Here is a 22,626-nt window from a genome sequence, read left to right as displayed (position 1 = left end):
AAAAGAAAAAGAGACAGCTCAAATTGAGACAGTCTCCATTTAACTATTTATTCTGTATCTTCTGCAAAGACAATATTCCATTCATTCCGTTTGGACAAAAACTCACGTGCTACTTCTTTTGCACCTTCTAATGTATGATGAGCTGCCCAACCGCACTGTTTCTCATTACTTGCTGGTACTTCATCCGCTTCTAGTATATCTTCCATAGTGCGCTCTAACACTTTTAGTATTTCGTCATAATTTTCATGATTCAATACTGTAAGATAAAACCCTGTTTGGCATCCCATTGGTCCAAAGTCGATTACATAATCAGCATGATTGCGAATATGCTCTGCTGTCAAATGCTCTAGTGAATGAACCGCCATCATATCCATGTGTTCTTTGTTAGGTTGTGAAAAACGAACATCATATTTTACGATAATATCTCCATGGGCCCCTGTTTTGCGATCCGCTACTCTTACATAAGGTGCAATTACCTTATTATGATCCAAGTTAAAACTTTCAACATTCATTCTTTTTTCAGTCATGATCTATGTTCTCCTTTTATACTTTAGTACGATTTCCTGCACTAATTGGTTATTGATTGATTATTTTAGTAGGACATTTTTGTTCCTTCAAATATCCAGACAAATTTATTCATTTGTCTAAATGAGAGATCTGAGAATCCAGCTTGTTTTAAAGCTTCATAAACTACGGGTAATAGCGGATAGTGCTCTCTATTCAAATCTTCTACCAATTCAGCATACCCCATATTCATTGCTTCTTCAATCATTAATTTATAGGCTGCTTCAGAAATAAACATGGTATCTGCAAAAATAACTTTTCCTCCAAATGTCAACAGTTGATTATATTGTTTTAACACAATACTTTTTTCTTCATCCGTCAAATGATGAAATACATAAGAACTCACGATAGTATCTATTTTATGGGGCGGAGTAGGATATTGCTGTAAATCTCCATCATAAACCATAAAGTGTTCTGGAAGCTTTTTGTTTGCTAATTCGCGCATTTGACTAGAAGGTTCTACCGCAAATACATTCTTTTCAGCATTTAATAATTTATAGGTCAAATTCCCTGTTCCTATACCAAATTCCATCACATTATCGCTGCTCTTTTCAACAATTTCTTCAAGAATTCTATCATAGTCTGCAAATACCTCTTTATATTGTTGATCTTTTCCTTGGACGTAAGCATCATACTCTTCAGCCCATTCTGAAAAAACATTTAAGAATTCTCTTCCCATATTATCTACTCTCCAATCTAAAGATCGAACTGTGCTTTTTCATTCTGTTCTTTTGTTTTGACAACGTGAGCTGGAATTCCAACTGCTGTCACACCTTCAGGGATATTATTGAGCACTACTGCACTAGCCCCAATCTTTGCTTTTGCTCCAATAGTAACCTTGCCAATGACTTGGACATGTGCAGATAAAAGAACCCCATCTTTAATCGTTGGATGCCGTTTACCCGTTGTATTTCCTCTCCCACCAAGTGTTACACCATGAAACATTCGTACATCGTTTCCAATCTCAGCAGTCTCACCAATAACGATTCCCATACCATGGTCTATAAAAAGCCTCTTCCCTATTGTTGCACCCGGATGAATTTCGATTCCTGTCATGAACCGAGCAAAATTGGATAGGACTCGTGCCAGTAACTTTATATTCTTCAAATAAAGAAAATGCGCTATCCGGTGATAAAATAATGCCCACACTCCTGGATAGGTTAGTAAAATTTCTATAGCTGTCCTAGCTGCTGGATCGTTCTTTTTATAAGTTTGAATCAATTCATTGAAGGATTCCATGACTTCTCCTTTTAACTATCTAGTTTAAATACTAGCGAATCCTAATTCCAAATCTTCAATTAAATCTTTTAAATCTTCTATTCCAACAGACAATCGAATTAACTCATCTTTTATTCCTGATTTCAACCGATCTTCTTTCGGGATAGATCCATGTGTCATTAGTGCTGGAATTTCTATAAGACTTTCAACTGCTCCAAGGCTTTCTGCAAGAGTAATCAATTTAAGGTTTTCAACAAATAATTTCGCAGATAGTCCTTCTGTTAATTCAAAAGAAATCATTCCACCAAATCCAGTCATTTGTTTTTTTGCAATTGAATATCCCGGATGAGAAGCCAGTCCTGGATAATAAACCTTAAAAACTTTGGGATGCTGATCAAGAAATTCTACGATTTTTAAGGCATTATATTCATGTGCATCCATACGTATAGCCAATGTCTTGATTCCTCTTTGAATGATCCAACTATCTTGAGGTCCAAGAATTCCTCCTATAGCATTTTGTAAAAAGCCGAGTTCTTCAGCTAACTTTTTATCATTTGTCGTGACTAATCCTGCTACAACATCACTGTGTCCTCCTAAATACTTTGATGCACTGTGTAAGACGATATCAGCACCTAATTCTAAAGGTTTCTGATGATACGGTGTAGCGAATGTATTATCTACAATTGAAATGATATTATGTTTTTTCGCGACTTCTGCTACTGCTTGAATATCTGTTATTTTGAGTAAAGGGTTTGTTGGTGTCTCTAGAAATATTGCTTTTGTATTATCTTGGATTGATGCTTCGATCGCATCGATTTTAGTAGTGTCTACGATAGTGAAGGTTAGTCCCAACCGTTTTAAGATTTTATCCATCAATCGATACGTTCCTCCGTATACATCATCTCCAACAATAATATGATCTCCTTTTGAGAAAAGAGAGAATATCGTATGAGTACCAGCTGAACCAGAAGCAAATGCAAATCCACGAATTCCGCCTTCCATATCGGCAATCAACGCCTCTAGTGCTGCTCTAGTTGGATTACCAGTTCTAGAATATTCATATCCTTTATGAACACCCACTTTATCTTGTTTATATGTTGATGTCTGATGAATCGGGACATTAACTGATCCCGTTGCCTCATCATGGCTGATTCCACCGTGTATATAAGTCGTTTTCATTCTCATATTATTCTGCTCCTTTATAAATGTTTTTTGATAGGTACCGTTCACTACTGTCTGGGAAAATAGTAACAACCGTACTATTTTCTGGTAAGTTTCTAGCTTCCTTCAATGCTCCTGCAAAAGCGGCACCACTAGAACTACCAACAAACAAACCATTTCGTCTGGCAAGCTCTCTTGTATAATAAAAAGCTTCTTCATCTGTAATTGTATAAACCTGATCAACCCATTTTAATTTTAAAAACCCTGGTATGAATTCCATTCCAATTCCTTCGGTATCATGTGGTCCCGGCAGACCTCCTCCTAATATAGATCCTTCTGGTTCTACTACAGCTGTTTTAATGTTCTCATTCAGCTCTTTTAGATACTGTGCTACCCCACTAAATGTTCCTCCACTTCCAGCACCAGCTATAAAAGCTGTTGGATAATGATTTTCTAAATCTGCTATGATTTCTGGAGCGAGCGTTTCATAATAGGCTCTTGGATTCATTTCATTTTCAAACTGCAGTGGTAAATAAGAATTTGGAATAGTCTCTTTTAGTTCTTTTGCCTTCTCTATCGCCCCTTTCATTCCTTCATTAGTAGCGGTATGAATAATTTTAGCCCCTAATGCTTTCATTAACTGCTGTTTTTCCTGACTAAACTTTTCCGGAACAACAAAAATCGTAGTCATTCCATAAGTTAAGGCTGAGATAGCTAGCCCTATACCCGTATTCCCCGCTGTGGGTTCTATAATTGTTGTTTTACTATTGATGAGCCCCTTTTTAAAAGGCTCTTCGATCAGTTTTTTCCCTAATCTATCTTTGATGCTTCCACCTGGATTAAACATTTCAAGCTTCGCAAGTATTCTTGATCCTTGTGGTATATCGAAACCTTTTACTTCAAACATCGGAGTCTTCCCAATGAGTTTGGTTATATTATCGTAAATCATTACTTTCACTCCTTTTTATATTATTTCATAATTATCTTTGGATACTTTACTCTAGAAAGCACAAAAAAGCGCACAAGGAATATCCTCATGCGCTTTCGTTATTTTACTAAAATCAGGTTGGATTAAGCTAACTCTACCCTTTTGCAAAAATTCCAGGAGTATCTAATTAATGTTAGAGAAGACCATTGATTTTGATAAAATATTTTTGAAGGCATGAAGAATAAACTGTGCAACAAGTACAACAGCAGGCATTATTCATGTTCAAAAATGAATTATTCAAAAATCAGGTTCCTTTCCAAAGTAGTTTTGATGTGAGGTCATAATATCACTGTTAGAAATTTAAGTCAATTACTATTTTAATAGATTCTAGTATACTTGAGAATTATCTAACAAGTCATTATAAAAAACAGCTTTAGCTGTCTGAATATAGGGCGTTATAAAAAGGTATCCTAAACCGAAAGTAAGAGCACCAATTAAATGCCAACCTATAAAACTTAATTCCAGAAGAAATAGCTTTCCTTTATATCCGGCCATCAACTCTTTACTACGTGATATACAATCCATTACTGTTAAGTTTTCTCCATTTGCCTCTGAATCCTTATAGATATAGTATGCTTGAGAATAAGCAAGAGATGCTATTATCCCAGGTATAATCAGTAAAAGTGACCATAAAATAACAAAAAATCCTGTTATGATATAAATAGCTAACACTTGTATAACATGCCCTTGTTTAAATATCCGCAATGAATCACTAAGTGGATCAATTTTAGAATGCGAGTTGCGAACTAGATCAAGTAACGTGAATGCCACACCAGTCGCAAAGAGTATAGTCACTAAATCAACTATAATACTTTTAAAGTTTATAAAATTATTCATACCATATTCAGTTGCTTCATTTACCACATTCTGATCAAAAAACTCTATTCCAAAAAAGTCTAATGTATTCGATGCTTCTCCAGTAAAAATAATTGCAATCAAGACTGGAATCACATTCAGCAGCGCAGCATCCTTCCATTTTCCATTTAATATTTGTCTTGCTGTACTTCTAATCTCTCCTACAGATAACATAGGTACCCTCCTACAAATATTCAGATAGCTATTTACCTGAATATGCGTTTGTGTTTATAATTGATAATTAACTTTGTATCTACTTTCAGATTCTAGATACAATAGTTTTTGTATCAGATCTGCAGTTCTTTCATCTTGTAACTGTTCATATAATCTTATGAGATTTTTTAAAATATAAAATCTTACAATTTCATCATTACTCTCTAAATCTATAAATGTCTCTTTAAATCGTTCTTCATACGCTTGAAACAGCATACTTCTTTGTTCTGTTCCCGCTAGTCCAATCTTCCATGTAGCCTGAAAGAGATCTACGGAAAATTCATGGTTGAGATCATAAGTAATGTTCCAGATTTCCGGAAAGACTTTGAGGATGCGCTTCTCTGTATCACTAGTTGCTAAGTAAGATAATAGTTGTCCCGCTCTTAATCTGAGCTCTATGTTAGATGATGATAGATCTTCAACTAATTTATCCCAGACTTCATAGACCCAATCTGCTTTATTACTCACTGTTTCGATTAGCAGTAAAAAAGCCTTATTCTGCGTTTCCCAGTCATTTACCTTAGCAAGTTGAAATAGCATTTTTGTTTCTGCATCCATAAAATCTACTCATTCCTTTAGAATTTTTATATGACATTCGTTGTTTTACTTCTACACTTCTATCATACTCAAATTCATCTAAAGATTATATCGTGCTTAAGACTGATTTATGAATCGAATGATTCATAAATTTGTTCGGATAATGCTATTTTCTCATCTATTTCTCTTTTCATCTTTCTTAAGCGATTCTGTACAGTCAGAATCTGTTGTTTAAGATTTTCTAGGCTACTGATATTTTTATTGATTTTATTATTATTACTGATGTCCGTGAATATATTATCAAAAAAGATATCCATCGCTCTATGTCCTCCTGAAATAAATTCATAACTGCTATTCCATTCATATTCGACATCTCTGAGTTCCAATTCATATCGACGTAACTCCGATTCTACTTTAGACATAAGATTTTCTGCTTCATCAATTTTATCGTACTTCATCATATCTGTGAAAAAACCTCCGCCCAACATATCCATTGTGGACCAATTGTTAGCAGAGCTGAGATGTTTAAGGGCTTCATCAATTCTATTGAGTATGTTTTCTCCTGCACTAAATGCTTCATCAACCTCAACCAGTTCCTGGCGCCATCCCATTCTTTTTTTAGATTCTTCATCTACTTTTTGATGGTAACTTGGATCGCTAATAAATAGCAGGTTTTTAAGTTCTTCCAGTTCAGATCTAATTTTGGTCACATTAAATTCTAATTGCACATAGTTAGCTTTTGCTTCTTCAAGTTGTTCTGCTGCTTTATCTAGCTGGTATCTTGCCTCGATTTGCTCCTGTTTTTCTTTTTCGATTTTCCTTTCTTGTGATCCAATAACATTACGTATGAAGTATGCAAAAGATTTTTCTTCCGCTTCTTCTATATCTTTTGTCTCTTCTTCATACTGTACTTTTGCTTGATTATATTGATTTGTACAGTATTGAACATCGTTTTTTGCATCATTTAATTTCCTGATCAAAATGCTTAATTTTGACTGCACTATTTCTAGGTCTCTCATTATCCATCTCTCCTTGATCTTCATTTTCTGATTTTATGTATATCCAGCAGTATTTTCATTATACCGATTGCTATATTTTATTACTATCATTTTTGTAATTTTCTGCACAAAAAAACAAGCCAAGATTTTATATTCTCAGCTTGTTTAAACTTTAAAGTATTAATTTGTACCTAACTCTGCACGAACAACATCCGCAATACGTTCTACATAGTTTACAACAGCTTCTTCAGTCTCCGCTTCAGCCATTACACGTAATAATGACTCCGTTCCACTTGGGCGAACTAAAACACGGCCATTTCCAGCCATTTCTGCTTCTACTTCTTCAATAACAGATTTAATTGCTTCATTTTGCATAACATTATGTTTATCTGTAACAGGAATATTTACTAATTTTTGAGGAAAAGTAGAAACTTCCTCTGCTAATTCTGATAATTTCTTGCCTGTTTGTTTCATAACATTTAATAACTGGATACCTGTAAGTAAACCATCACCTGTTGTATGATAATCAAGGAATACCACATGCCCGGACTGTTCACCACCGAGATTATAACCGCTTTTCAGCATTTCTTCCACTACATAACGATCTCCAACTTGTGTTTTTACAGACTCTAGACCATGTTGTTCTATTGCTTTATAGAAGCCTATATTACTCATTACAGTAGATACAATTGTATTTTTTTTCAAGCGACCTTCATCATGCATGAATTTACCACAAATATAGAGAATTTTATCTCCATCTACGATATTTCCCAATTCATCTACCGCAATCAAGCGATCACCATCACCATCGAATGATAATCCAACATGTGCATTTTTTTCCAGTACAAATTCAGCTAAGTGTTCTGGATGTGTGCTCCCAACTCCCGCATTTATATTCAATCCATCAGGGGAGGCACCTGTAACATCAAAGTCAGTATCAAGATCTGCAAAGAGACGATTCAATAATGGACTAGCTGCCCCGTTTGCTCCATCTAAAGCAACATGAAGTCCTGTAAGACTACCAGAGATCGTCTGTGTCAAGAACTGAATGTATTTCAGCATACCTTCTTTATATTCTTCTGAAGTTCCTAAGCCTTCCGCACTTGGACGTGGCAAGGTATCTTCATCTGAATCTATAAGTGCTTCTATTTCCAGTTCCTGAACATCTGATAACTTAAATCCATCAGATCCAAAAAATTTGATTCCGTTATCTTGAACGGGATTATGGGATGCAGAGATCATGATTCCAGCAGTAGCTCCTTGCTGACGTGTCAGATAAGATACTCCTGGAGTAGTCAATACACCTAATCTTAATACTTCTGCTCCTACTGATAATAATCCGGCAATCAAAGCATATTCTAACATGCGACCAGAAACGCGTGTATCTTTTCCGACTAATACTCGAGGTCTTTCTTCCTCTGTATGTTGGGCCAATACGTATCCACCATATCTACCCAGTTTAAAGGCCATTTCTGGAGTTAACTCGGCGTTTGCAATGCCTCTCACTCCATCTGTCCCGAAATATTTTCCCATTAGTTAATATTCTCCTTTATCAATTATACAAATCGCTTTTATTATTCTGCGCTATCTCCAGTATTTTCCTCTTCATTTGGAGTTACTCGAATCAACACTTCCAACTCTTCAGGATCTGTCTCTGTAATGCCTTCTGGCAATATCAACGGAACTGTTCTCACAGTTGATTCTGTAATTCCAGATATGTCTACTTCAACAGGGAAGTTATTCAGAGCTTCTAAAGCATCTGTTTCTCCAGTTACATTAACATTTTCTGGTTGCCCTTGTGAAAATTCCAGAGTATACTGGTAATTCTCATCTGCAGAACCAGTTTCTTTTAATACGATGGGTACTGATCTTTGTGTTCCTTCAACTGGAATTCTTACATCTACCTGCTGCGGATCGATATTGACGTTTAAAGGATCCCCTGTTTCATCTAAAACTAAGACGTTCAATGTCATCTGGATATCTTCGGATACATTACTTTCTTCTGGAACTACAACAACCATTACATCACTAATTTGATCAATTGTCGATTCCGCCCCTGAAACACGGACTTTTTCGGTTGAGAGAACCGGAGTTCCTGCCGTATATCCATCAGCTAAATGAGTAGCTGCATTGAATTCCACTCTAATATCATGTTCTTCCACTTTTTTTTCTTCGATTGTTAACTCAAATTCTGATGGACTGATACTGTACTCTAACTGATCACTCAGCCCATCTGCTTCCAGACGGACAGTATGCGTACCCGGTCCTAATTCATTCAAGTCAGGTGTTACAATATTAAAGTTCTGAGTAGCTAATGTCTGGGTTAAAATAGCCTGTGGTCCTTCCAGACGAATCGTAGCTGTTTCCGGGATGCCAGAAACAAAATACTGATCTCGATCTACATCTATATTGATTGGGATATTGGTAATGACCTCTGAGCCTGTGATGCTCGCACCATCAGTCGGGTTGGTTGATAAGTTTCTTGATTCTTCTTCATAATAAACATACGAAAACAGTAAAATCGCAAAAAATACTGCAATAATCCGAGTAAACCAATTATTATTTAAATTCCATTTCACTTACCAGACACTCCCTTCCGAACCGCTTCAATAATTTGCTGTATCGGTCCCTGTGTCTCTTTCTCCTTTGTACTCATTACTAATTCTTTATTCAGATAATCAATTACATCATTACTATCCATTTCTGTAATTAAGTTTCCACCCCGGGCAAGGCTGATCTCTCCAGTTTCCTCGGACACAATTACTGTAATTGCATCTGTTACCTCAGATAAGCCAATTGCAGCTCGATGTCTTGTCCCCAGTTTTTTAGGAATAGCCGGACTTTCAGATAAAGGTAGATAACTTGCAGCAGTAACAATCTTAAAGTCTTTAATAATGACTGCTCCATCGTGTAAAGGCGTATTAGGAATAAAAATATTAATCAGTAGTTCCGATGAAATATCTGCTCCTATTTTTATTCCAGTTTTTATATATTCATCCAAACCGCTTTCCATTTCTATAGAGATCAGAGCTCCTATACGTCGCTTACTCATATATTGAATCGCGGTTGCTAAGTTGCTTACAACTATTTCACTTGGATTGCTTTTCTTTCTTCTTCCAAATAAGTAACCTCTACCTAAATGTTCCAAACCTCTTCTCAATTCTGGTTGGAAGATGATGATCAAAGCCAGCGCGGACCATTGAATGACGAAATCTACTATAAATTCTGTAGTATGCAGCTGTAGCAACACACTAAATAATTTTAGTAATAATATTACACCAATCCCTTTTAACAATTCGATTGCTCGGGTACCGCGTACGATTTTAATCAGCTGATAAATAAAAAATGCGACTATCATAATGTCGACTATGTTGATTCCTGTTCTCAACGTAAGTAACTGTGACCAGTCAAAATCTGATAGGAAATCAAAGGGCATGAACGTCACCTCCTAGTTCTAAACATGCACGAAATTAGTATATCATAACTAAACAATATATTCGTAGGTAATAATGAAATTTATAACAATTTCACCCTAAAAACATTCAAAAAAAGCTGTATAGCACTTCTGCTACACAGCTTTCAACACAATACTGGGCTACCAGGATTCGAACCTGGGGAATGACGGGATCAAAACCCGCTGCCTTACCGCTTGGCTATAGCCCAAAAAAGTGGAGGGAGTAGGATTCGAACCTACGAACCCGAAGGAGCGGATTTACAGTCCGCCGCGTTTAGCCACTTCGCTATCCCTCCATAATAAAATAAAACAATATTCTTGATAAATGCCGGCTAAAGGAATTGAACCCTCGACCCACTGATTACGATTCAGTTGCTCTACCAACTGAGCTAAGCCGGCAAACTATTAAAGTGAGCTTGACTTAAAAATATATTTCAATGACCCCTACGGGATTCGAACCCGTGTTACCGCCGTGAAAGGGCGGTGTCTTAACCGCTTGACCAAGGGGCCATATATCATTCTGCACTTTTTGAGCACAAGATATATTGTATTATGGATTCCCTCTTTTGTCAACCATTTTTATATAATTTTTTATCTTTTATCGTTCGAACGTGATAATGTCCTAAGTAGGTCGAAGCATAAAATGTCCCAAAATGATAAAATAAAATCATGAAAAGGATAATACTAACGATGAATGAAGATAAGAAATATAAAGTAATAAAAGCTGTGGCAGAAAAAAGAAAGGAAAAAAAGAGAGCTTGTGTTGAACTTGGGCTCTCGATGAGGCAAGTTAACAGATTGATTCAAGACTATCAAGAAGGAGGAAAAGCTGTTTTTTCACACGGCAACAGAGGAAAAGCAGCTAGGCACGCCGTGCCAGAGGAAACAAAAAGACAAGTGATCGAGCTCTATCAAAGTTTTAAGATAAAGCCTAACGTGAAGCATTTTACTGAAATTTTGAAGGAGGATCATGCTATCTGTTACACCGATACGACCATTCGTCATATTTTATATCAAGCTGATATTCTATCACCTAAGGCTCAAAGAAAAACACGTAAGAAAATAAATGCTCGAATCAAAGCTAAATCAATGAAAGGTAAAAAAGAGTCTTATACCCCACTGGTTCCAAGAGCCGAAGATCAAATGGAGTTACCCGAAAAAAGTCACCCTAGCCGTCCTAGAAAGAAATATCAGGGGGAGCTTATTCAAATGGATGCCAGCTCCTATAACTGGTTTGGTAAAGAGGTGACACATCTCCATTTAGCTATTGATGACGCTTCTGGTAATATCGTCGGGGCTTATTTCGATATGCAAGAAACACTCAATGGCTATTATCATGTGCTCAATCAGATCCTAACGAAACAAGGCATCCCTTTAGCTTTTTTAACAGATAAACGAACGGTTTTCGAATACACATCAAAAGCCATGAAAGCGGTCGAAGAAGATACCTTTACCCAGTTTGGTTTTGCCTGTCATCAACTCGGTATTGAGATTAAAACCTCCTCTATTCCACAAGCTAAAGGCCGCGTAGAGCGCTTAAACGGGACTGTTCAATCACGACTTCCTGTAGATTTAGACTTAGCTGGAATACAATCTATGGAGGAAGCCAATCACTTTTTAACGAAATGGATTAGGACTTTCAATAAGAAGTTTGGCAATAAAACGAAGGAATCCATCTATGAAAACGCACCAACTAAATCAGAAATCAATTTATTATTAGCACGAGTAGCGAATAGAAAAGTGGATAGTGGGCATCATATTCGGTATCAAAACAACTACTACCTGCCTACGGAAGGCAGTGAAGAGCACTACTTCACGCGAAGATCAAAGGTGTTGGTTATCGAAGCGTTTAACGGAGATATCTATGTAAATATAGCTGAAAAAATATACACAACAAGGAGACTGAAAGAACATGACTACTACTCACAAGAGTTTGATCCGATTCCAGAGCAAAAAAAAGAAAGACGCCAGTATATTCCCCCACAATCTCACCCGTGGAAACTAGAATCTTTCAAAAGATATCTTCGCAGTGTCGGAAAAACACTCGAAGAGTACGAAGCTGAACAAACAGCTTAGGACTAATTTTAACAAATTCGGTCACATTAATGCAAGCTTTTGCGAAGTAAAAGCTTGCATTAATGTGAGCCTTGGTTTTAGGACATTTTAACTTTCGCTTGACACCATTTTTATATAATTTTTTATCTTTTATTATTCTTTATGCATTTGCATTGATAGATTGATACTTTTCAGATTTACGTTTGAATAGCTCCACAACATATGGACAACTTGCCACGATTTTCTTGTTTTCTTTTTTCATTTCTTCCACTACTCTATCTACTAACTGTTCTGCTACTCCTTGACCTCTCAAAGAAGGATCAACAAACGTATGATCAATAGCAACCTGGTTTTCTTGTGGAACATACGTAATTTCAGCTATTACCTTTCCATGTTCTTCTTTATAGAAACGATTGTTTCCTTTGGTAAATTCCATTTTACTCTCTCCTCTAAAGATCAGATTTAATTCCATTCTATCATAAATTCAGATAGAACGCTCTTATCGATCAGTTACCGTACTTTCAACTACACAGATTTTATTTATTTAAAGAGATTACTGCTTACCAAAGTATTATAAATTTTCGATTCGTTTAAATACAAGATAAGTATATTATGTTAGTTGTAAAAAGGATCAATATAAGTGTTTTTTTCATTAAATATGTCAACATTCCCAAAAAAACGCTTTTACAATCGTTTTTTTTGAAAACCTACATAAATCATTTGACATCTAAAAAAAGAAGAGTAAACTGATAATGCTAGAGGATTATCTCTGGTTTAATAGGAAAAAGGAGGAACTATGTTATGTCTGAAAGAGTAAACGATAATAAAATACTCGTTATTATGATTTTAAATAAAACAGAATTATTAGATGAATTACTATTAGAATTTACTAATGTAGGAATTGATTCTGCGACTGTTTTAAATTCTGTAGGAATGGCTCAACAATTGTCAACACTTGAGCATACTCGCATACTATCAACACTACGCCCATTTATCACTTCTGATCATTCTGAAAATAAAATGATTTTCACTATCATAAATGAATCGCAAGTTGAAACGATCCGAAAAGTTGTTAATGACGTCATTGGTGATTTATCAAATCCCGATACTGGTGTACTGTTTGCACTACCTACATTATTCACTGAAGGCTTTCATTAAGAATTTTTCTAGGAAGGAAGAGATTTTAAATTGGAACTAAATACCATGTTTTATGTGGCCCTCACTTTGCTAGTAGGGTCTTTGTTTGGTCGTTTAGCTGCTTTAATTAAATTGCCTACTGTGACCGGTTATATTTTTGGCGGCTTACTACTTGGACCATCGTTTTTTCATATCATGCCCGAAACCGTTGTTGAAAGTATGGATATTGTTTCTGAAATTGCATTAGCCTTTATATCATTTACCATTGGGCTTTCTTTTAAAGCAAGCTATTTAAGACGTGTCGGGCTTACTCCATTGATTATTGCAGCTTTAGAATCTACTTTAGCGGCTGTTTTAGTAGCTGCTTCATTGTTATTGATTGGGACTGATCCCGCCTTCGCATTAATAATGGGAGCAATCGCTGCAGCCACTGCTCCTACTTCGATTCTATTAGTTATGAAGGAATATCGGGCAAAGGGTCCGGTATCTGAAATGCTTAAAAGTGTAGCAGCATTAGATGATGCAACTGCTCTGATTTTGTTCGGATTTTGTTCTACAGCTGTGAAGATTCTTGTGAATACCGGAGACCAAGATATCAATATTCTATCTTCAATATTCCAACCAATCTTTAGTGTATTTTTATCACTCGCTATTGGAGCAATAATAGGATTCATTATGAAATATCCTCTTAAATACACTAAAACATCTGGTCAGAAATTAACGCTTTTAATTGCTTTTGTTTTTCTAACTAGTAGCGTTTCAGTTGGACTGGGAGTTTCAGAGTTACTAGCTGCCATGATGACGGGTACTGTTTTAACTAATATCTCAAGTGACGCTCCCCAAATGGGAGAATTTTCGGATCGGTTTACACCTCCGATTTTCTTGATGTTCTTTGTTCTAGCAGGTGCACAACTTGATGTGCATATCATTCCAACAGTAGGTTTAATCGGAATTATGTACACCATCTTCCGTATAGTAGGTAAAGTAACTGGGGCTTATTTTGGATCATTGTTAATGCGTACTCCTAAAGTTGTTCGAAACTATTTAGGTTTTATGCTATTACCTCAGGCTGGTGTAGGTATTGGACTGATTACCATTTCAGCCGGTATCCTTCCTGAGTATGCTGATCAAATCAGGACTGTTGTCTTGAGTGCAACTCTACTCTATGAGTTTTCTGGTCCAGTTATCACTAAACTTGTATTGCGTAAAACTGGAGAAATAGGTGCTATTCCTTCAAATGTACAAGAAGTTGCAGATTTTTAGAATAAAAAAGATCTTCCTTTAAATATAAAATGGACCCTATAGAATGGACACTAAAAAAAGTGCCCTCTATAGGGTCTATTTTTGTATACTTATATAGAAAAATATAAGTATGGTTGATTTAAGATTATTCAGTCCATTAAAACCATATTCCACATTGACTGCACAACTACGTGCAGAAAGGAGCTACTAAATGTCAAAGTTAACATTTACACCAAAACAAATCCAATTTTTAAAGACAAACCCATATGTAAAAAATGTATCTGAAAAAAGCATTACTTATTCCGATGAATTCAAACGCCATTTTGTTTCAGAATCATTGGACTCAAAAACGGCAAAGCAAATATTTTCTGAAGCAGGATTTGATTTGGATATGCTTGGTGAAACTAGAGTAAAAGCATTCTCTAAGAAATGGCGAAAAAAATATCGGGATAATGGCGTTTTGGCGTTGAAAGACACTCGACAGGACCATTCGGGCAGAGTTCGAAAGACAGAACTAACATCTGAACAACAAATTGAAAAGTTACAAGCCAAAATCTCCTTACTAGAACAAGAAAATGAACTGTTAAAAAAATCAGAATGGAGCGAAAGGAGGCTAGAAAAAAACGAAAAGACTAGCGAAATCTTCGCAAGAATCCATAAAATGAAAACAGATGGTTCCTACACAGGAACCATTGTAGATGCATGTGATGTGTTGGAGGTTTCCCGTTCCGGTTACTACAATTATTTGAAGAGTTCAGGCACTAGGAATGTACGAGATGAAGAAGATCAGGCTTGGAGAACCAAAATTGAAAAAGGTTATAGTTATCGTGGTTACGAGAAAGGCTCTCGAAGCATTGTCATGTATTTCAAGAATATTCTGGGTATCACAGTCAATCGTAAAAAGGTACAGCGTTTGATGAGGAAATTTAATATTTTCTGCCCCATTCGTAAAGCGAATCCCTATAAAAGAATGGCAAAAGCTACCAAAGAACATCGCACTGTTGAAAACCAGCTGGAACGTCAATTTGATCAAGGGATAGCCCACAAAGTTCTATTAACAGATATTACTTACCTACCTGGAGCTGATGGTTTCCTGGGTTATTTATCAACCATTAAAGATGGTACGACGAAAGAAATTTTAGCTCATTATGTATCTGATAATCTAAAACTTGATATTTCGCTAAACACCGTAGATGCTTTAATGAGCGCTCACGGTGCAACGTTACATAAAGATGCTTTTATCCATTCAGATCAAGGCGTACATTACACTAGCCCTAAATTTCATAAGAAGTTGATAGAGAATCATTTAGGGCAGTCCATGTCCAGAAGAGGTAACTGTTGGGACAACGCCCCCCAAGAGTCATTCTTCGGACATTTGAAGGATGAAATGAACTATGAAAATTGTACGAACCTAGAAGAATTGCGAGCAACTGTGAGTGATTACATTGACTATTATAATAATGAACGTGGGCAATGGAACCTAAAAAAATTGCCCCCTGTTCATTACAGGGAACAATTTTTATCAGGTATTGCATAAGGTCTCTTTTTTTAAATGTCTTTGACATAGGGTCCATTTTAATATAAAAGGAAGATCTTTTTTTGTATAATGTTGTACTTATTATAACTACCTTCAAATAGTGTACTAGTCTTGTCTGTTTACTATATGTAATATTTCAGGATTTCTATTTTTGGTATAATTAAGTAATATTTCGTTAATAATAGAAGGTCTAAAATTTATTGAGTTTAAGCTCGTGACATCAACCCATTTTGTAAACATCTTTTCCTCTCGTGTTAGAGTCGGCAGATTAAGGGATTGATTCTTTAGATCAAGACTGTAAACATAAATAAATTGGTGATAATCTAAATCTTTGTACTTCAAAAAATTTTCGATTACAGCTATAAGTTTGATTACTTTAACGTCATCGAGTCCTGATTCTTCTTTAAACTCTCTAATTATTGCTTCATCGGTCGTTTCCCCAGTCTTTACTTCTCCTCCAGATAATGTTACTGTTCCATCATCTTCATTTGAAACTAGTATTTTCCCATCTTTTATTAAAATATCACAAGACCGAACATCAAATCCGTTTTTTACAATTTTTCGTGGAATCCACTCCGATTATCAAATCATTTAGTTCTTCATATAGTAATAAGCTTATTTCCATAGCAATATATCAATTATTATGCCTGATAATATATCAATATCGTTTATTAATCCAGATACTTTTAATTTCTACGAACATTTAGAAAAATAGATCAAAATCATCTATTATTATACTCCACTCAAGTTCTCATATAGAAATTTTAAGAAATGATCAAGTACAAATAATAATAAAAAGCAAAAAGACAAGAAGTGGATATTTGTGCAAATGAGCTTGGAGAATTTCTAAACGAAGGAAATATTCGAAGTGCTAACGGATCCATTTACAAACAACCAACGTGAAGGAAATTTAATTCATAATATGAGGCACACTAATGCTTTACGTTAAATGGCATTAATGAAGCAGTTAAATATATATTAAAAAGACTCAGTAATAAAGATATCAAAACAGTCTTAAATTTTTATGTAAATGCACAAAAATCGCACTACCAAAAAACGGCAGAACGATTTCAATTCTTTCACTTTATAGTTTTTGTAAACCAGTGATGTAATTAGACCCGTTCCCTACCTTGCCATTTCAAGAGAGTGAAATGTAGAGTAACATATAACATTACAAAACTTATTAAATCAACCTACCTTTAAAAGTAATCAAAAATTATTTTATATAATATCAACTCATCATCGCTTTCGTCACTATTCGACAAAATAAAAAGACAACGTTTCAGAAACGTTATCTTATCAAAGCCACTTGCCGGGTTTGAACCGGCGACCTCATCCTTACCATGGATGCGCTCTACCTGCTGAGCTAAAGCGGCCTATTCTTTTTTTCCAAATAAAAACTCCGCAAGCAGGGCTCGAACCTGCGACAACGCGATTAACAGTCGCGCGCTCTACCAACTGAGCTATTGCGGAATCAAAAAACTATTTTCAATAAATAAAAAAGAGCTGCACGGCAACGTCCTGCTTTCACAAGGGGAAACCCCTCACTATCCTCGGCGCTGGGAAGCTTAACGGCTGTGTTCGGAATGGGAACAGGTGGATCCTTCCCGCCATCATCACCGCACAATGACTCTTTTTATATCTTTTAGAGAACGTTGTTCTCTGAAAACTAGATAGTTGAACTTTCCAAACAAGTTTGTCTACAACACCATCATACGCTTTTCCCACTTTATTCCAGTTTCACTCGCCAGGCTTCTCAGAAATACTTCGCCTCTCTTCAGCTGTCTAGGGACCGCTAAAGAACGCCTTTTGTATTTCGAGCAAGCCTGAACGTCTCGTTCCACTTTATATATTGTGGTTAAGTCCTCGATCGATTAGTACTGGTCCGCTCCATACATCACTGTACTTCCACTTCCAGCCTATCTACCTGATCATCTCTCAGGGATCTTACTTCCTTAAAGGAATGGGAGATCTCATCTTGAAGGGGGCTTCACGCTTAGATGCTTTCAGCGTTTATCCCGTCCACACATAGCTACCCAGCGATGCCTTTGGCAAGACAACTGGTACACCAGCGGTATGTCCATCCCGGTCCTCTCGTACTAAGGATAGCTCTTCTCAAATCTCCAACGCCCGCGACGGATAGGGACCGAACTGTCTCACGACGTTCTGAACCCAGCTCGCGTGCCGCTTTAATGGGCGAACAGCCCAACCCTTGGGACCGACTACAGCCCCAGGATGCGACGAGCCGACATCGAGGTGCCAAACCTCCCCGTCGATGTGAACTCTTGGGGGAGATAAGCCTGTTATCCCCAGGGTAGCTTTTATCCGTTGAGCGATGGCCCTTCCATACGGAACCACCGGATCACTAAGCCCGACTTTCGTCCCTGCTCGACTTGTAAGTCTCGCAGTCAAGCTCCCTTCTGCCTTTACACTCTTCGAATGATTTCCAACCATTCTGAGGGAACCTTTGGGCGCCTCCGTTACTCTTTAGGAGGCGACCGCCCCAGTCAAACTGCCCATCTGACACTGTCTCCCAACCGGTTGACGGTTGCGGGTTAGAGTGGCCATACAGCGAGGGTAGTATCCCACCATTGCCTCCACCAAGACTGGCGTCCTGGTTTCATTGGCTCCTACCTATCCTGTACAAGCTGTACAGACACTCAATATCAAACTACAGTAAAGCTCCATGGGGTCTTTCCGTCCTGTCGCGGGTAACCTGCATCTTCACAGGTACTATAATTTCACCGAGTCTCTCGTTGAGACAGTGCCCAAATCGTTACACCTTTCGTGCGGGTCGGAACTTACCCGACAAGGAATTTCGCTACCTTAGGACCGTTATAGTTACGGCCGCCGTTTACTGGGGCTTCAATTCAAAGCTTCGCCGAAGCTAACCTTTCCTCTTAACCTTCCAGCACCGGGCAGGTGTCAGCCCCTATACATCTTCTTTCGAATTAGCAGAGACCTGTGTTTTTGGTAAACAGTCGCTTGGGCCTATTCACTGCGGCTGACCAGTTGGTCAGCACCCCTTCTCCCGAAGTTACGGGGTCATTTTGCCGAGTTCCTTAACGAGAGTTCTCTCGATCACCTTAGGATTCTCTCCTCGACTACCTGTGTCGGTTTGCGGTACGGGCAGCCTACTTCTAACTAGAAGCTTTTCTTGACAGTGTGACATCAGATACTTCGGTACTATAAGTTCCCTCCCCATCACAACTTGTCCGTGTGAGCAGAAGCATTTGACTCCTACTCAGACTTATTGCTTGGGCACGCATATCCAACAGCGTGCTTATCTTAGCCTCCTGCGTCCCTCCATTGTTCAAACAAAGCAGACTGGTACAGGAATCTCTACCTGTTGTCCATCGCCTACGCCTATCGGCCTCAGCTTAGGTCCCGACTAACCCTGGGAGGACGAGCCTTCCCCAGGAAACCTTAGTCATTCGGTGCACGGGATTCTCACCCGTGTTTCGCTACTCATACCGGCATTCTCACTTCTAAGCGCTCCACAAGTCCTCACGATCTTGCTTCAATGCCCTTAGAACGCTCTCCTACCATAGAACCATTGGTTCTATCCGTGGTTTCGGTACCTTGTTTAGCCCCGGTAAATTTTCGGCGCAGGGCCACTCGACTAGTGAGCTATTACGCACTCTTTAAATGATGGCTGCTTCTGAGCCAACATCCTAGTTGTCTGAGCAGCCCCACATCCTTTTCCACTTAACAAGGATTTTGGGACCTTAACCGACGGTCTGGGCTGTTTCCCTTTCCACTACGGATCTTATCACTCGCAGTGTGACTCCCGGATCTACATCAGTGGCATTCGGAGTTTATCAGGATTCGGTAACCCGATAAGGGCCCCTAGTCCAAACAGTCGCTCTACCTCCACGATGCACTATCCGAGGCTAGCCCTAAAGCTATTTCGGAGAGAACCAGCTATCTCCAAGTTCGATTGGAATTTCTCCGCTACCCACACCTCATCCCCGCACTTTTCAACGTACGTGGGTTCGGGCCTCCAGTGCATTTCACTGCACCTTCACCCTGGACATGGGTAGGTCACTTGGTTTCGGGTCGACGACGGCATACTAAACGCCCTATTCAGACTCGCTTTCGCTGCGGCTCCACCTCTTCGGCTTAACCTTGCATGACATCGTCACTCGCCGGTCCATTCTACAAAAGGTACGCCATCACCCGTAAAAGGGCTTTGACTACTTGTAAGCACACGGTTTCAGGTGCTGTTTCACTCCCCTTCCGGGGTTCTTTTCACCTTTCCCTCACGGTACTGGTTCACTATCGGTCACTAGGGAGTATTTAGGCTTGGGAGATGGTCCTCCCGGATTCCGACGGAATTTCTCGTGTTCCGCCGTACTCAGGATACCAGCTAGGTAAGATCAGATGTCGTATACGGGGCTTTCACCCTGTTTCGCACAGCATTCCAACTGTTTCTACTATCTTCACTCGTCCATATCGCCGGTCCTACAACCCCAGAGAGCAAGCTCTCTGGTTTGGCCTCTTCCCGTTTCGCTCGCCGCTACTCAGGGAATCGCATTTGCTTTCTCTTCCTGCAGGTACTGAGATGTTTCAGTTCCCCACGTCTACCTTCTCTCCAGCTATGTATTCACTGAAAAGATATCACCCTATGATTGGTGATGGGTTCCCCCATTCGGAAATCTTTGGATCAAAGCTCACTTACAGCTCCCCAAAGCATATCGGTGTTCGTCCCGTCCTTCGTCGGCTCCTAGTGCCAAGGCATCCACCGTGCGCCCTTATTCACTTAACCTGGTGGTTAAGCGTATGATTATTAGCGATGAGAGTTTCATTCAAGGAACAAAACTGTTCTCAATTGTTAATCTCGGTGTTGTTACTTAACATGTTTGTATTAATTCAACTATCCAGTTTTCAAAGAACAAGCACAATCTTTTTTATTGATAAGATTGTAATGGAGCCTAGCGGGATCGAACCGCTGACCTCCTGCGTGCAAAGCAGGCGCTCTCCCAGCTGAGCTAAGGCCCCATTATAATGATTAAATTGAGAACGATTAAGCTCTCAAAACTAAACAAAGTAAAATACCTGTGCAAGGTTCCGTTTGCCCTTAAGGCAATATCCTTAGAAAGGAGGTGATCCAGCCGCACCTTCCGATACGGCTACCTTGTTACGACTTCACCCCAATCATCCATCCCACCTTCGGCGGCTGGCTCCCAAAAGGGTTACCCTACCGACTTCGGGTGTTACAGACTCTCGTGGTGTGACGGGCGGTGTGTACAAGACCCGGGAACGTATTCACCGCGGCGTTCTGATCCGCGATTACTAGCGATTCCAGCTTCATGCAGGCGAGTTGCAGCCTGCAATCCGAACTGAGAATGGCTTTAGGAGATTAGCTAAACCTCGCGGTCTCGCAACTCGTTGTACCATCCATTGTAGCACGTGTGTAGCCCAGGTCATAAGGGGCATGATGATTTGACGTCATCCCCGCCTTCCTCCGGTTTATCACCGGCAGTCTCGCTAGAGTGCCCAACTGAATGCTGGCAACTAACAATAGGGGTTGCGCTCGTTACGGGACTTAACCCAACATCTCACGACACGAGCTGACGACAACCATGCACCACCTGTCACTCTGTCCCCGAAGGGAAAGCTCTATCTCTAGAGTGTTCAGAGGATGTCAAGACCTGGTAAGGTTCTTCGCGTTGCTTCGAATTAAACCACATGCTCCACCGCTTGTGCGGGTCCCCGTCAATTCCTTTGAGTTTCAGCCTTGCGGCCGTACTCCCCAGGCGGAGTGCTTAATGCGTTAGCTCCAGCACTGAAGGGCGGAAACCCTCCAACACTTAGCACTCATCGTTTACGGCGTGGACTACCAGGGTATCTAATCCTGTTCGCTCCCCACGCTTTCGAGCCTCAGCGTCAATTACAGACCAGAAAGTCGCCTTCGCCACTGGTGTTCCTCCATATATCTACGCATTTCACCGCTACACATGGAATTCCACTTTCCTCTTCTGCATTCAAGTCTTCCAGTTTCCAATGACCCTCCACGGTTGAGCCGTGGGCTTTCACATCAGACTTAAAAGACCGCCTGCGCTCGCTTTACGCCCAATAAATCCGGACAACGCTTGTCACCTACGTATTACCGCGGCTGCTGGCACGTAGTTAGCCGTGACTTTCTGGTTAGATACCGTCAAGGCCGGGGCAGTTACTACCCGACTTGTTCTTCTCTAACAACAGAGCTTTACGATCCGAAGACCTTCTTCACTCACGCGGTATTGCTCCATCAGGTTTGCACCCATTGTGGAAGATTCCCTACTGCTGCCTCCCGTAGGAGTCTGGGCCGTGTCTCAGTCCCAGTGTGGCCGATCACCCTCTCAGGTCGGCTACGTATCACAGCCTTGGTGAGCCATTACCTCACCAACTAGCTAATACGCCGCGGGTCCATCCATAAGCGGCAGCCGAAGCCACCTTTCATCTGAGAGACAGGTGTCTCAAAGACCTATGCGGTATTAGCATCCGTTTCCGAATGTTATCCCCCTCTTATGGGCAGGTTACCCACGTGTTACTCACCCGTTCGCCACTAATCCATTCTCTGCAAGCAGAGAATTTCATCGTTCGACTTGCATGTATTAGGCATACCGCCAGCGTTCGTCCTGAGCCAGGATCAAACTCTCGTTTTAAGTTTGAAAAGCTCATT

Annotated in this window: 17 protein-coding genes, 7 tRNA genes and 3 rRNA genes; 4 read left to right on the top strand and 23 right to left on the bottom strand. The window is 39.2% G+C overall.

Going from position 1 to position 22,626, the window contains the following annotated elements:
* Positions 1-47: 47 nt before the first annotated feature.
* The 15 genes from BKP56_RS04940 to BKP56_RS04870 form a co-directional block, all read right to left on the bottom strand.
* Positions 48-527: an S-ribosylhomocysteine lyase gene (locus tag BKP56_RS04940; RefSeq protein WP_072694046.1), complete on the bottom strand. Its 480-nt coding sequence runs from the start codon at positions 525-527 to the stop codon at positions 48-50.
* 65 nt (positions 528-592) lie between these two features.
* The gene (locus tag BKP56_RS04935; protein ID WP_072694044.1) at positions 593-1,243 is read right to left on the bottom strand and encodes a class I SAM-dependent methyltransferase; all 651 of its coding nucleotides are present in this window, start codon (positions 1,241-1,243) and stop codon (positions 593-595) included.
* Between the two features lie 17 nt (positions 1,244-1,260).
* Positions 1,261-1,803 (bottom strand): serine O-acetyltransferase EpsC, encoded by a 543-nt coding sequence (gene epsC, locus BKP56_RS04930; RefSeq protein WP_072694042.1) that lies wholly within the window; start codon positions 1,801-1,803, stop codon positions 1,261-1,263.
* A 24-nt stretch (positions 1,804-1,827) separates the two neighbouring features.
* Entirely contained in the window at positions 1,828-2,967 is a 1,140-nt protein-coding gene (locus tag BKP56_RS04925; RefSeq protein WP_072694040.1) for a cystathionine gamma-synthase, read from the bottom strand.
* Position 2,968: 1 nt separating this feature from the next.
* Positions 2,969-3,892, bottom strand: coding sequence for a PLP-dependent cysteine synthase family protein (locus BKP56_RS04920; RefSeq protein ID WP_072694038.1), 924 nt, complete (start codon positions 3,890-3,892; stop codon positions 2,969-2,971).
* Between the two features lie 366 nt (positions 3,893-4,258).
* Positions 4,259-4,960: a DUF975 family protein gene (locus BKP56_RS04915; protein WP_072694036.1), complete on the bottom strand. Its 702-nt coding sequence runs from the start codon at positions 4,958-4,960 to the stop codon at positions 4,259-4,261.
* Between the two features lie 54 nt (positions 4,961-5,014).
* Positions 5,015-5,557: a hypothetical protein gene (locus BKP56_RS04910; protein WP_072694034.1), complete on the bottom strand. Its 543-nt coding sequence runs from the start codon at positions 5,555-5,557 to the stop codon at positions 5,015-5,017.
* A gap of 107 nt (positions 5,558-5,664) precedes the next feature.
* Positions 5,665-6,555 (bottom strand): hypothetical protein, encoded by an 891-nt coding sequence (locus BKP56_RS04905; protein ID WP_072694032.1) that lies wholly within the window; start codon positions 6,553-6,555, stop codon positions 5,665-5,667.
* A gap of 159 nt (positions 6,556-6,714) precedes the next feature.
* Positions 6,715-8,067 (bottom strand): phosphoglucosamine mutase, encoded by a 1,353-nt coding sequence (glmM, locus tag BKP56_RS04900; protein ID WP_072694030.1) that lies wholly within the window; start codon positions 8,065-8,067, stop codon positions 6,715-6,717.
* 41 nt (positions 8,068-8,108) lie between these two features.
* Positions 8,109-9,113, bottom strand: a complete 1,005-nt coding sequence (locus BKP56_RS04895; protein ID WP_072694028.1) for a CdaR family protein — start codon at positions 9,111-9,113, stop codon at positions 8,109-8,111.
* Complete coding sequence (gene cdaA / locus BKP56_RS04890; RefSeq protein WP_072694026.1) at positions 9,110-9,970, bottom strand: diadenylate cyclase CdaA; 861 nt, start codon at positions 9,968-9,970, stop codon at positions 9,110-9,112. The genes BKP56_RS04895 and cdaA overlap by 4 nt, the downstream gene beginning before the upstream one ends.
* Before the next feature lie 154 nt (positions 9,971-10,124).
* A tRNA-Gln gene (locus tag BKP56_RS04885) sits at positions 10,125-10,197 on the bottom strand.
* Between the two features lie 6 nt (positions 10,198-10,203).
* A tRNA-Tyr gene (locus BKP56_RS04880) sits at positions 10,204-10,284 on the bottom strand.
* Positions 10,285-10,314: 30 nt separating this feature from the next.
* Positions 10,315-10,387 (bottom strand) — tRNA-Thr (locus BKP56_RS04875).
* A gap of 39 nt (positions 10,388-10,426) precedes the next feature.
* Positions 10,427-10,498, bottom strand: a tRNA-Glu gene (locus tag BKP56_RS04870).
* A gap of 180 nt (positions 10,499-10,678) precedes the next feature.
* Between BKP56_RS04870 and BKP56_RS04865 the strand changes: the two genes are divergently transcribed.
* The gene (locus BKP56_RS04865; RefSeq protein ID WP_072694024.1) at positions 10,679-12,064 is read left to right on the top strand and encodes an ISNCY family transposase; all 1,386 of its coding nucleotides are present in this window, start codon (positions 10,679-10,681) and stop codon (positions 12,062-12,064) included.
* A 139-nt stretch (positions 12,065-12,203) separates the two neighbouring features.
* Here BKP56_RS04865 and BKP56_RS04860 read toward each other — a convergent pair whose 3' ends face one another.
* Complete coding sequence (locus BKP56_RS04860) at positions 12,204-12,479, bottom strand: GNAT family N-acetyltransferase (RefSeq protein WP_072694022.1); 276 nt, start codon at positions 12,477-12,479, stop codon at positions 12,204-12,206.
* 365 nt (positions 12,480-12,844) lie between these two features.
* Here BKP56_RS04860 and BKP56_RS04855 point away from each other — a divergent pair, with 365 nt between their 5' ends.
* The 3 genes from BKP56_RS04855 to BKP56_RS04845 all read left to right on the top strand — a co-directional run bounded on the left by BKP56_RS04855 (position 12,845) and on the right by BKP56_RS04845 (position 15,959).
* Positions 12,845-13,201 carry a hypothetical protein gene (locus BKP56_RS04855; RefSeq protein WP_072694020.1) on the top strand — a complete coding sequence of 119 codons (357 nt, stop codon included), beginning with the start codon at positions 12,845-12,847 and terminating at the stop codon, positions 13,199-13,201.
* Positions 13,202-13,231: 30 nt separating this feature from the next.
* Positions 13,232-14,443, top strand: coding sequence for a cation:proton antiporter (locus tag BKP56_RS04850; RefSeq protein ID WP_083540477.1), 1,212 nt, complete (start codon positions 13,232-13,234; stop codon positions 14,441-14,443).
* Positions 14,444-14,633: 190 nt separating this feature from the next.
* On the top strand, positions 14,634-15,959 hold the full coding sequence (locus tag BKP56_RS04845; RefSeq protein ID WP_072694018.1) for an IS3 family transposase: 1,326 nt from the start codon (positions 14,634-14,636) through the stop codon (positions 15,957-15,959).
* A gap of 105 nt (positions 15,960-16,064) precedes the next feature.
* Here the strand turns inward: BKP56_RS04845 and BKP56_RS14225 are convergent, their stop codons facing one another.
* The 7 genes from BKP56_RS14225 to BKP56_RS04810 form a co-directional block, all read right to left on the bottom strand.
* Positions 16,065-16,460: an NUDIX domain-containing protein gene (locus BKP56_RS14225; RefSeq protein WP_442914829.1), complete on the bottom strand. Its 396-nt coding sequence runs from the start codon at positions 16,458-16,460 to the stop codon at positions 16,065-16,067.
* An 802-nt stretch (positions 16,461-17,262) separates the two neighbouring features.
* A tRNA-Thr gene (locus BKP56_RS04835) sits at positions 17,263-17,335 on the bottom strand.
* 24 nt (positions 17,336-17,359) lie between these two features.
* A tRNA-Asn gene (locus BKP56_RS04830) sits at positions 17,360-17,432 on the bottom strand.
* A 35-nt stretch (positions 17,433-17,467) separates the two neighbouring features.
* Positions 17,468-17,583 (bottom strand): 5S ribosomal RNA (gene rrf / locus BKP56_RS04825).
* Positions 17,584-17,813: 230 nt separating this feature from the next.
* Positions 17,814-20,727: ribosomal RNA gene (locus BKP56_RS04820) — 23S ribosomal RNA — on the bottom strand.
* 160 nt (positions 20,728-20,887) lie between these two features.
* Positions 20,888-20,960: transfer RNA gene (locus BKP56_RS04815), tRNA-Ala, on the bottom strand.
* A gap of 97 nt (positions 20,961-21,057) precedes the next feature.
* A 16S ribosomal RNA gene (locus BKP56_RS04810) occupies positions 21,058-22,609 on the bottom strand.
* Together the 16S, 23S and 5S rRNA genes with 3 tRNA genes alongside form the textbook arrangement of a ribosomal RNA operon.
* Between the last annotated feature and the right edge of the window lie 17 nt (positions 22,610-22,626).

Source organism: Marinilactibacillus sp. 15R (assembly GCF_001895285.1).
Lineage (GTDB): Bacteria > Bacillota > Bacilli > Lactobacillales > Carnobacteriaceae_A > Marinilactibacillus > Marinilactibacillus piezotolerans.
This window is presented reverse-complemented; position numbering and strand designations above follow the sequence as displayed.